Here is a 12,249-nt window from a genome sequence, read left to right as displayed (position 1 = left end):
TTCCTGCTGTTTTCAGGGAAACCTCTTAAAGAGCCTGTTACATAGGGAGGTCCCATAGTCATGAACACCAGGGAAAAACTGGATGTTGCCTTCCGGGAACTGAGCAAGAACACCTTTGTGAAGCATGGATGAGACCTGCTCGACCATCTATAGAGTAATTATGAAGGCAAGTGTTTGACCTAAATGATTGTAGAAGAGATATCCTGCCCTCCAATAAGCAAGAATTCTGAGCGTTGATGCTGGCCAGTCGTAATGTGAGTTCATAAGGGATTATTGAACGATCACAATGGACTGAACCTAGTCGCGAAACAGGTCTCTTCACCGAATTTGCCTCGTGGAAAGCCATACTAACCAAACATTTGTCCGTCCATACCTTCCTTCCAGATTGTTACTTAAATCAAGAGAGTACTATTCAATCTGCTAAGTATTCGCTCCGCACATATGTATAATCAGTTCATACGAAGGCTTTGGCGCGTGATCGGGCCAATCTCCGAGTAGTACTGGCGGCAAAGCCCGGAATACTCTGGAGGTGCTTTATGAAAGCGTTTTGCCTTGTTAAAACTTCGCTGCTGATAATCCTTCTACTTTCGTCAGGGGTGCTTTTTGCCCTGAACTCAGAGACACCTGTTGATGGGTACAAACCTCCCACAGAAGTGTCAGGAACCGTTGCCGAAGATACTGTTTGGACGAGGGATCGAAGTCCGTACTTGGTAAGGTCTACTATCACCGTTTCACCTAATGTGATTCTTACAGTCGAACCGGGGGTAGAGATTTTCATCGTCCAGAATCAGGACTTCATTGTTGACGGAACTCTGAGGGCTGTCGGCAATAAGGAGAACCCGATTGTCTTCACCGGAACTGCTCAGGTACCTGGATGGTGGCGATCTATCAACATTCGTAATGAGGGTTCTGCCTTTCTTGAATGGTGTGAAATTTCCTTTGCAGGTGCTTCAACGGGAGCTGGAATTCTCAAGGCGGGATCGGGGTCTTTGAGACTAACTAACTCAATCATCCGAAGAGTCCGAGGCGATGGTCTCAGAATATCTTCGGGGTACTCTTTTTTTGAAAGCCTGAACAACCTATTCATGTATAACACGAATGGAGTCAGGGTCGGGATAAACTCATCCTTCTTTGACCAGACTTCAGATTTCGTTTCAAACGAAGTAGACATCCATCTTGACGGAGGAACTATCGGCGCGAATGTAAGGTGGGGAGCCGGCGGCGATTATTCCATGACGGTTACCGGGGATGTGACGGTGGGTGTCGGGGCTTCTCTTGAGATAGCTCCGGGAACTGTTATCAAGTTCAGGCAAAACAACAGGATCTTGGTCTACGGTGAACTTCAGGCGAGAGGAGAAGAGAGTCGGCAGATCTTTTTCACTGATCTGCGTGACGACTCCGTGGGTGGAGATGCAAACGGTGACGGGAACGAGACTCTTCCCGAGAATGGTGGGTGGAGGTCGATCAATATTCTGAACGAGGGCTCAGCCGTTTTTGAGTGGTGCACTCTGGCCTACGGGGGAAGATCAGATGGAGCTACTCTTCTTAAGAGCGGCAGTAGTTTTCTAAGAATATCGAATTCAACGATTATTAACAGCGCCGGAGATGGACTAAGAGTAGCTGCCGGGTACTCTCTATTTGAGTCTTCGAACAACTATTTCGGGCACAACTCAGTTGGTCTGCGGCTGGGGATAAACTCATCTTTCTCAGATCTCACTTCGCGATTTGAAGGTAATGATCTTGATATCCACCTTGACGGAGGCACAATAAACACGAATGTTGTGTGGGGAGCCAACAGCGATTACTCTATGGTTACCAATGGAGATATAACCATCGCTGCAGGCGCCACATTGGAGCTCAAAGCCGGAACCGTGATTAAGATGAGGCAGAACAACAGGATTCTAGTATACGGTCACCTTGAAGCAAAGGGTAGAGAAGACGCTCCCATAAACTTGACCGACTTTCGAAACGATTTAGTCGGCGGAGATGCCAACGGGGATGGCGATGAGACTTCGCCGGAGATTGGTTGGTGGCGGAGTATAAGTCTTCTGAACGAGGGCAGCGCGAGTTTCCATTACTGTGTCATTGGTTATCTGGGAGCTAGTGATAGAGCCGGAGTAATCAAGAACAGCACCGGAGCCCTTTCAATTTTGTACAGTACCATACATGATGTTGCGGGTGACGGACTGAGAGTTGACAATGCAGCTGGCGGCACCGAAGTGAGATACTCGACATTGTCTCACAATTCAGGTTCAGGATTGTATTACAAGACCGACGGAGTTAAGACGGAAGCTTTAGCTATTGTTTCTAATGCCATTGGAATAAGACTTCTTGCTGGCAGTTCGATTGAGGTGGACGAAGTAACGTATTTTGATGAAAATAGTATTGCCGTACAGATTGATCCCGGTACAGTCTCGGGAGATGTAGTGTGGGCGACTCCGGGATATATATCGATTCTGATGAATGGTAGCGTGACTATTGCTGCCGGAGCGAGCCTCACAGTGAAGCCGGAAACTGTTATCAAAATAGCGCAGAACTCTATGTTTGCTGTCGATGGAAAGCTCATTGCTTTAGGGACCGAGGAATCACCCATCTTTTTCACCGATCTTCGAGACAACACTGTTGGCGGTGAAATACCTGGAGCAGAATCACCACCGGAGGCCGGCTGGTGGAGATCTATAAGTATCCGCAACGACGGTTCTGCTTACTTCGATTGGTGCAGAATCTCCTATGGCGGTAGAACCGATGGTGGAACGATAGTTAAGAGTGGGACAGGTGCTCTTTCGGTATCGAATTCGGTCATAGCTAATACTTCTGGGGACGGACTCCGTATAGCGGCAGGATACTCTTCATTCGAGCATTTCGACAACCGGTATGTGAGCAATACGAATGGAGTGCGAATAGGTATAGGTTCTTCTTTTGTCGATCAGACAACATCCTTCGAAGGGAATGCGGTCGACATTTACCTCGACGGCGGGACTGTTAACGGAGCAGTAGCCTGGGGATCAAGCAGCAATTATTCTATGATAGTTACGGGAGACGTGAATATCGCAGCTGGGGCTTTACTTAGTATTCATTCCGGTTCTGTCATTAAGTTCAGGCAGAATAACAGAATTATCGTTTACGGAGTTCTAGAAGCGACGGGCAAAGAGAATCTGCCTATCTACCTCACCGATCTTAGGGATGACTCAGTTGGCGGAGATGCAAATAGAGACGGCGAGGAGACGGTTCCGGCTTCCGGCTGGTGGAGATCGATCAGTATTATGACAGATGGGAAAGCAGACTTCGAGATGTGCGTGATCAGATACGCGGGGTATGGAGATAAGGCTGGAGTCTTGAAGAATAGTTCGGGACACGTCGCAATGTCGCATACACTTGTTGAGCACATTGCAGGAGACGGTTTCAGAGTTGACAATGCAGCCGGCGGGGTTATGGTTAGAGAATCTACCTTCTCTCATAACTCGGGAGCAGGAATTAACTACCGGACAGATGGAGTGGTTATCGAGGGATCTTTCTTCGAATCCAACGATATTGGCATAAGGGCCGTTGCGAACAGCTCGCTGTCTATAGATGGGAGGACACACTTTGCCGAAAACAACCGGGATATTCACGTAGATGCGGGAACCATAAGTGGAGAAATAGTCTGGAGAGTTCCTGAGCATACCGCCCTGTTCTTGAGCGGAAGCACTTCTATTTCCAGAGACGCAAGACTGGAAATACTGGCCGGCACAGTTGTCAAAGTGGCCCAAAATACTTCTATAACAGTTGATGGCGAATTTATCGCTATAGGAACTGAGCAATCGCCTGTTCATATAACCGATCTCAGAGATGATTCTGTAGGCGGAGATACGAATAGAGATGCCGAAGCCACAGCGCCGGATAGAGGCTGGTGGAATTCAGTGAACATAAGGGAGTCAGGAAAGGCCAAACTAGATTGGATTACCATAGGGTACTCCCAGAGCGGGATCGTTCGTAGCGGATCAGGATCTTTCACACTAACCAATTCTACTATCCATAATGTCACAGGAGACGCGCTAAAGCTTCTCGCCGGGTATTTAAGTCTTGAACTCTCGAACAATTCATTCATAAGTAACGGGACTGGGGTACGGCTGGCAGTTAATGTCTCTTTCGACGACCGGTTGGCAAGATTCGAAGAAAACGGAACCGATGTATTTGTAGATGGAGGAATGATAACCTCCGACGTAGTATTCGGCCTGAGCAGTGAGTACTCATTCTACGTGTCTGGGGAGTTAACCATTTCTAAGAACGCAATATTGGAAATCAAATCTGGAACAGTTTTGAAGTTTGCTGCCTATAGGGGATTACGGGTTTCCGGTGGCTTAAAGGCCGCAGGGACTGAGTATGCGCCGATCGTTTTCACCGACTGGCGGGATGACTCATTTGGAGGAGATTCTAATCGTGACGGCGATGATTCTCTTCCTGAACCAGGTTGGTGGAGAGGTATCTACATACAGGAAGAAGGGAGCGCGGAGCTTGAGTGGGCTATCGTTATGTTTGCCGGTTACGGGGACAAGGCAGGTCTTTTCAAGACAGGTTCTGGATCATTGATCGCCAAGAATGTGTCGGTCTCAAGGACTGCCGGCGATGGTCTTCATCTAAGCGACTGCACTGGATTCTTAGAAGTTCTTGAGTCTTCGTTCTCTGGAAATTCAACTGGAGTAGGGATCTCCTCCTCGCAGACCGTTCCTATTTCTTTCGCTGACTGTATCTTCGAAGAGAACACCATCTATGGTGTAAGAAACGATAGTCAGGTCGAGGTAGTTGCTGTAGATTGCTGGTGGGGCGACATATCCGGACCGCATCATCCTTCCCTCAATAACCGGGGAACGGGAAATCCCGTTAGCGACAATGTATCATTCGATCCATGGATTGGAAAGGACGAGCTTGAGGACGAAATCGAGAGTGAGGAAGCTCCTGCTGAGAATGATCAAGAAGTCGTTCAAGAGACCGTTCAGACAGAATGGATAGAAGTTGCTTCGGACGGACTGTGCTACGAGGTGCCTTCGGCCTGGTTCGATGATTCGGAGCGCTACAGACTTGAACTGGAGGGCGATGAGAACTCGAAGCCAGTAAGCAGATGGTTTGATGCTGAACCCGGATCGGAGAATATCTTCTTTGTCATCGCAAGAGTTAAACCGGAGTTTCTCGAGAAGGAAGAAGAGGAAACAAGACTCAGCATGGAAGTCGTTGAAGAATTCGAAAGGGTAATAGCCGGAGAGCCGGGAATCTGGATAGAACTTACGGCGCCCCAATGGGACGTTGAGAGAACAATCTACTCACATGTCTATCAGCCCGGTGAAGACGGGTACTGTCTATCGATTGGATTTGCAGCTAAGATGGGCTTTTGGAGCCAGAATGAACCGATTCTCGAGAGAATCATGGATACATTGAGATACTGTGTGAACTGAACCACGCCACAGTATGTGTTCGAAACGCAATCAATGCAGGAAGGATGGCATTGGCCGTGTCCTTCAGTCGATAAGTTTCGTAGACTACTCAGTCGTCGAATGCCGATAAGTCGTCTCTGCCGAAAGGATTGTCTTTCACACGATTGAGGTGTCTCAATCTGAAGGCAAAGTAAATTATGCCAATGATCTCCCATACTATGAAGAACAAGAAGAATGAAGCACTGAAATCTGTCCCGACCTGATAAAGAAGAATGAGCAATATCACTATTGAAAACACGGCCCCGAAAACCGGGATTAGGGTAAACCATTTCTTATTAACTATTGCGGGAGCTCTCTCTTTGAGCCTTGGATCATTCTTCAGTCTGAAGACTGCAAACATCGTTGGGACGATTACTGCTATTCCGCCTATTGAAGCGAAGGCTGCGAATAGGTTTAGGCCGGATTCGCCAACTGAAATCAGCATAATTGAAGAGAGAAGCCAAATAATCGTCAGCAAAACCCATGGTGTTCCTCTCTTGTTGACCAGTCCGAGTTTTGAGGGGAATACTCGGAGTTTACAAAGTGCGAGCAAAGATCTAGTCCCCCACATGTATGTCGCGTTAATCGTTGTAGCAATTGCGAGTATCGGGCCGCCGAATGTGAAGACATAGAAAAGAAATCCGCTGAGGTAATTCGAAGCAACGTCGTTAAGAGTGCCATTAGTCATTACATCTTCTCCTACTCCAAACGAGACGATTGCCATCAGGAGATAGCAGACCAAGACAACTGAGAGAGAAAAAACCACCGAAAGCGGGAGATTTCTCCTGGGGTTTTCCACTTCCCCACCCAGCTCTATCACGGCATTAGAGCCCGCGTAAGTAAAAGTCAATAGCGCCGAAGCGTATATTATCGAACCGATCCCTTTCGAGAAAACGCCTTCGAGGTTGCTCGCTTCGATTCTGCCAATGCCCGGCACAGTGTAAATTGTGATAGCAATAAAAAGTAGAGCTACAGCTAGAATTTCCACTCGCGAAGCCATTTTAAGACCCATAAGGTTGACTACATAGAAGAAGGTGAGAATAATCAGAGCTACAGGCACAAGAGCGATCCCATCCCAGATACCCTTCATATATGATGCCAGCGCAAGCGCGTTCAACGGAAACAGGCCGACAAATGCACCGAAGAGATAGGCCCAGAGACCGAGAAATGCGACTTTGGGTGAAAAGAGGAAAGCACCGTACTTGAAAGTTCCGCCTGTCGTGGGAAGTGTCGATCCGAGCAACATGACGTTTATCATGATAATTGCCATGGGAGCAAAGGCAACGACGAATGCAAGTATTGTTCCCACCCCCGCACTCTGAGAAGCGATCGGCATGTAGATGAATATTCCTGCCCCGATTGTCATCCCCACTTCCAGTGCGACCAGATCCCAGAACTTCATAGTCTTCTTCATCTATTCCACCTTTCCGAGCACCGACCAAGAACTTTCGCTCAACTCTGAATGCCTTTCATGGTGCATCTTTTATTATACATTGTGTCTATCCTTTGCTGAAAGGCGATCTCAGTTTCGACTCTCTTTAGGCCGGGATTTCTTGCCTTTCCACAGGTTCTGCTACTTTGGTCGTCATATGCTGAGATGATTCCTTATATTGTGTGTAGTATTTAGAGATGCTTCGGGAAGTCGCTATTACTGGTATTGTTGGTAAGTGGTGAATCTTCGTCTGGCAGGAGGATCCGTTGGCACTGTATTGCACAAGCTCGTATTGAAAGGACTTTTGCTGTCATGCTTGATAGGGATTATACTTGAGAGAACTCCTTTTCGTTGGTGGTAAAGTTATATCTAAGACAATTACTGTTTCCGTGTGGATATTGATCGCTTTGGCCTCGTGAGCAGTGTCGCGTTTGAATTTTCTTCTTTTCCACTCGTTTATCGAAATTACGGCGATTTTGATCGCCGGAGTCCTGGTATCAATGGCATTCATTTCCAAAGGAAAGAATGTTCTCGTGCTGAGAATGGGATATCTCTACAGCGTAGTAATGGTCCTGGATGTTCTTCACACAATCTCGTTGCCGGGATGGGTGTCTTTTCTTCCTGGACGGCAAATCAGCCGACACAGTTCTGGATTCTGGGTCGGTTGATAGAGGCTTCCGGTCTGGCGTTGGCGCTGGTTCTGCCCAAGAAACGAAATCTCAACATTGGCTATTTTGCAGGGTTCATTATTGCAGGAGCCCTTGGAAAGACGACGATCTCCCTTGGATACTTTCCTGAATGTTTCATTATGGGAATAGGTCTCACTTCATTCAAGATTTCGATAGAATATGTAGTAATCGGAATCATATTATTGAGCATCTATCTTCTTTTTCGAAGCGTTTCTCCAGACGTTGTCCCGTACAAAAAGTACTACTTTCTGGCTCTTCTTATGACCGCTGCCGGTGAGATAGTTTTTACGACCTATACCGACGTGTACGGTTTTTCTAACATGCTTGGCCATGTTTTCAGAGTGATATCTTATTTCGTTATCTTGCAGGGGATAGTCTACAGGTCCATTCGCGAGCCGATCGACAGCCTTTACAATAGAATCAGCAAGACCCAGGAAGAGCTTATTGCAATTATGAGCGAGACGACTGAAATAAAGGATCCATACACAGCAGGTCACCAGAAGAGGGTTGCCATACTGGCAGAAGAGAAAGCAAGAAAGATGTGACTTTCACAGGATGACCGAAATGTGCTTTCGTTAGCCTCCAGGCTCCACGGCATCGGGAAGCTGTTCATACCTGCAGATATACTCAACAAACCCGGAAGGCTTAACGAGATTGAATGGGCGTTGATCAAGAATCATCCCGACGAAGGCTACAAAATCCTGAAGGAGATCCATTTCGGTCTGCCCGTTGCAGAAATAGTCAGGCAGCATCACGAGAGAGTCGATGGGTCCGGTTATCCGAGAGGTCTGAAAGACGGTGAAATAATGCTTGGAGCGAGAATTCTTGCAGTTGCAGATGTTGTCGAGGCAGTAAGCTCCCATCGTCCTTACAGACCCGCACTGGGACTTGAGATGGCCCTGGAAGAGATTAAATCAGGAGTTGGCACGAAGTATGATGAAGAAGTCGTCAAAGGCTGTCTTGAGCTATTCAGTTCGGGTTTCTTGCCAGACTAGATATCAGATTTCAAACTGCAAGAAGCTCTCTTCCTTGGAACTGTGGACGTTGTGAACTGCATCGGATAATGAGGATTTCGATCTGGATCATAAAGTATCTGTTTTCATGTTGATATTCAGTCTCTCAGAAGCACAACATCCTTCATGGAACTCTGGCCGCACACAATTCGATAGGTTTAAGGAACGGAATCAAGATCTCGCTAATTCGAGGTGGTAAGGTCTGTCTCACAGGCCATTTACACTTTCGGCTATAAAAGTCCCGATTGGTCTTTCATTGTAGTAAGCTTTTCGATTCAGCGAAGGCTCTCATGAGAACGAGTATTCCGGGAATTTCAGATGCAACCGCGCAACTTCCCGTTTTTGACATCACGATTATTTATCTCGGTCATATTAGTAACCTCTCTTAGATACTTCACAGCACCTAATCAAATATAATGAAACGAATATGAACAACTATTGATCCTAGGATTATTCGGAAAGGGATGCAGAAGTTGTTGATGATGAGATGGAGGAATAGATGATGAGAAGAATGTCAGTAACTGTATTTCTAATTCTTATTACGGTTTTTCTGGGGGCAAGGCTAAATGTAGTAAAGTCTCTTGTTCTTGGTGGAAGCGGCAACGACGAGGCAAGCGACGTTAAGATTCTCGATGATGGAAGCGTTGCGATTTCAGGGCACACAGACTCTTCTTTTGGGACAGTTGTTTCTTCACACGGTCAGGAAGACTTCCTTATAGTGAAACTTGACAGTGACTTGAATCTTCAGTGGTGGAAAACCTTTGGTGGAAGTAAGAGAGATATTGCTGAGGCAATAGCCTTAACTGCTGACGGGGGATACTTGTTGGCAGGTCTGACGGAATCCGCAGACGGAGATGTGACTAATAACAACGGTATTGGTGATTTCTGGGTGATCAGGCTTTCAACAGAAGGCGAACTCATCTGGGAGAGAACACTTGGGGGCAGCGGACAGGATCATGCATACGATGTACTTGAGAAACCTTCAGGAAACATTGTAGTTGCAGGATACACAAGATCTGCGGACGGAGATGTCTCTGGCTATGATTGGGGAGAAGACTTCTGGATAGTGGAACTGGATAGTGAAGGCAATATGGTGTCTCAATGGGTAGTTGGCGCTTACAGATCTGAAGATTGCGCGCAAAAACTTTACCTGGGAGAGGACGGGTCAATTTATGCAGTCGGCTACTTTGCTTACAGAGATTGTGGAATAAGCTGCAACTACGTGGACAACCAGATGTCGATCTTGAAGATCTCGGCTGCTGGGGAAGTCGAATGGTTTGATCAGTTCGGAGGTCAGTGGTTTGAGGATGGCTTCGATATTGTTGCAGAGAGTGATGGCGGTGCCATAGCCATTGGTTCACAGGACGCCGGGGTATCACTGTTTTCGAATGGACTTGGTGGAAGAGATTTCTGGGTTATTTCGGTCGATGATGATGGTAATGAACTGTGGAGCAAGAACTACGGCGGGAGTTTCACGGACGTTGCGCGTTGCATAGTTCTTACAGATGATGGGGACTTGATTGTAGCTGGACAGACAACTTCTAACGACATCGATGTCAAAGAAAATTCCGGCATGAATGATGCTTGGATCATGAAACTGGATTCTCAAGGAGGGATAATAGATACTCTATCTTTCGGCGGTTCCGGGGATGATGTCGTCAATTCAGCCTATATTGAAGGGAACAGGATCATATTCGCAGGGTATTCCATGTCCTATCAAGAGGGCAGTGCAGAAAAGAGAGAGAAAGATCTTTGGCTATTTGAAGTAGTTAATTAGCTGACTAGTAGCCATTGAATTTCTGCATCAGACGCATTACTCCTTCTATTTGCTGAAGATGCAGCATATTCGGGAGTTTTCCCGTTTTCTTCAACGGGCTTTCCCTAGAATTTCCATCAACAGTTTTCGTATTGAGTAACAAGCCTTCAAAGACTTCTGAATAGCCGATCCATTTATCTAGGATGTCGTATTGATCTCCACATCGATAAGTGGGTATCTCGTAAAGACTAGAGTGGCATTCTGTTTGTCGTCACTTTATGGTCTCACCAGGATCTGTGCTACAATCAGTTTGGAGTGCCTCTGCTGTTTACGGAGTGTGAGCTGTATGGGTCTTTATGCGATAATTACCGCCGATATCATCCAATCAAGGAAGCAAGAGATTCCGGTGGAGAGTATTCGGAATTCGATCGAGGGTTTTGGTTCGGAGTATCTCGCAAAGCCATTCGCCATATCTAGAGGAGATGAGATTCAGGGTGTATTGTCTGAGCTGGGGGCCCTACCGATACTTGTTCGAAGGTTGAGATACATTGTGCGACCCTTCAGGCTAAGAATTGGGTTAAGCATAGGCGAAATCGATAAGAAGGAGCTTGAGGAGGCCGGTTCTTCTTGGGATTTAAGCGGCAGAGTCTTCTTCGATGCGAGAACGGCGCTTGATAGTGCGAAGCAAAGTAAGATTTCCAACACTTTCTTCGTTTATGATAACGAGTTACTGTCAATTGCCATGAACACCTCTTTATCTTTGCTTGAAACTGTTGAGAGGAGTTGGACTGAAAAGCAGTGGGAAGCCGTTCATGTATATGAAGCCGAGGGGACTTACGAAAAGGCGGCTAAGGCTCTGGGAGTGACAGCCCCGACGGTTCAGGAACACTGTGAAAAGGCCAGCTGGAATGTGGTAAGAGCTGCCGAAATGGGGTTGGCAAAGTTGATCGATTTGTCGCTTGGAAATTAGTTTATTCAGCCTTATATTTGTAAAATTAGTCTATATAACCTTATTTACGCTAAATAAGTCTTTAGGACCTTATCATAAGTATATTTCACGACAAACGCGCATTTACTGGGATATTAACGGAGGCTACCATGACACGATTAGTGATACCTCTAGCGCTTTCGGTTCTGGCGCATGTACTTGCCGATTTCTTGTTTCAGACAGACGCAATGGCAAACGAAAAGAATAATGTTCAGATGAAGGGATTCCTGAAACACTGGTGCGTTGTGTTTGTGACTCTTCTGGTTCTTATGCTCCCCTTCAAGCTGACCGATGTGCTCATGTACTGCCTTGTGCTTTCCCTCTTTCATATACTGATAGATGTGTTCAAAGCTCAGATCGAGAGTCGGAGAGGTCCGGCAACGAAGTTTGTTATGCTCCTTGTTGACCAATTCTTGCATCTAGTGCTCATTTCTTTCCTCTTGCCGATTTCCAGCTTCACCGTTTCAAGGAGCTTCTCGAGCTTCATTGGCTGGTTCTCCATACATACGGGGCTAAACCTATCCTCGCTTCCGGTTCAAAGAATTCTGTTGATAACAATTGTCTATTTGTACGTACTCTTTGCCGGTGCGGTATTCATAAGAAAGCTCTTCGATCTCATCTACAAGAATGTACCGGACTATCTTCAGAGAATAGCAGGAGACAGCTCCGTTCTCGATAATGTGAAGACCGGAAAGGTGATCGGGATCTTCGAAAGACTTCTCATTCTTACACTTTATCTCACGGGAAATGTTGCCTCTATAACCATTGTAATAGCCGCCAAATCGCTGGCCAGATTTAAGAATTTCGAGAACAAAGACTTTGCAGAATACTATCTAATCGGGACACTGGCGAGCGTGATGATTGCAATGGTTGGCGGGATGATCTTGAAGGTTCTTTGAAGGGTTGGGAAGAGCCTGAGGTCAG

The 12,249-nt window shown here is 46.6% G+C and carries 6 protein-coding genes and 2 pseudogenes; 7 read left to right on the top strand and 1 reads right to left on the bottom strand.

All coding sequences use genetic code 11. From position 1 onward, the window contains the following. Positions 1–132 (top strand): annotated as a pseudogene (locus B3K91_RS13585) (pirin-like C-terminal cupin domain-containing protein); the annotation flags it as partial. A 404-nt stretch (positions 133–536) separates the two neighbouring features. Next, complete coding sequence (locus tag B3K91_RS03640; protein ID WP_292594011.1) at positions 537–5,429, top strand: right-handed parallel beta-helix repeat-containing protein; 4,893 nt, start codon at positions 537–539, stop codon at positions 5,427–5,429. Positions 5,430–5,517: 88 nt separating this feature from the next. Here the strand turns inward: B3K91_RS03640 and B3K91_RS03635 are convergent, their stop codons facing one another. Beyond that, complete coding sequence (locus tag B3K91_RS03635) at positions 5,518–6,861, bottom strand: APC family permease (RefSeq protein WP_214061383.1); 1,344 nt, start codon at positions 6,859–6,861, stop codon at positions 5,518–5,520. Between the two features lie 440 nt (positions 6,862–7,301). Here B3K91_RS03635 and B3K91_RS03630 point away from each other — a divergent pair. From B3K91_RS03630 to B3K91_RS03610, 5 genes and pseudogenes are all read left to right on the top strand, one after another. Beyond that, positions 7,302–8,113 (top strand): annotated as a pseudogene (locus B3K91_RS03630) (MASE3 domain-containing protein). Positions 8,114–8,134: 21 nt separating this feature from the next. Beyond that, on the top strand, positions 8,135–8,563 hold the full coding sequence (locus B3K91_RS03625) for an HD-GYP domain-containing protein (protein WP_349680388.1): 429 nt from the start codon (positions 8,135–8,137) through the stop codon (positions 8,561–8,563). Between the two features lie 517 nt (positions 8,564–9,080). Then, positions 9,081–10,358, top strand: coding sequence for a hypothetical protein (locus B3K91_RS03620; protein WP_214061350.1), 1,278 nt, complete (start codon positions 9,081–9,083; stop codon positions 10,356–10,358). 325 nt (positions 10,359–10,683) lie between these two features. Continuing rightward, positions 10,684–11,307 (top strand): SatD family protein, encoded by a 624-nt coding sequence (locus B3K91_RS03615; protein WP_292590319.1) that lies wholly within the window; start codon positions 10,684–10,686, stop codon positions 11,305–11,307. 128 nt (positions 11,308–11,435) lie between these two features. After that, positions 11,436–12,224: a DUF3307 domain-containing protein gene (locus B3K91_RS03610; protein ID WP_292590318.1), complete on the top strand. Its 789-nt coding sequence runs from the start codon at positions 11,436–11,438 to the stop codon at positions 12,222–12,224. The last annotated feature ends 25 nt before the right edge of the window (positions 12,225–12,249 follow it).

It is taken from the genome of Mesotoga sp. UBA5847, from assembly GCF_002432735.1.
Lineage (GTDB): Bacteria > Thermotogota > Thermotogae > Petrotogales > Kosmotogaceae > Mesotoga.
This window is presented reverse-complemented; position numbering and strand designations above follow the sequence as displayed.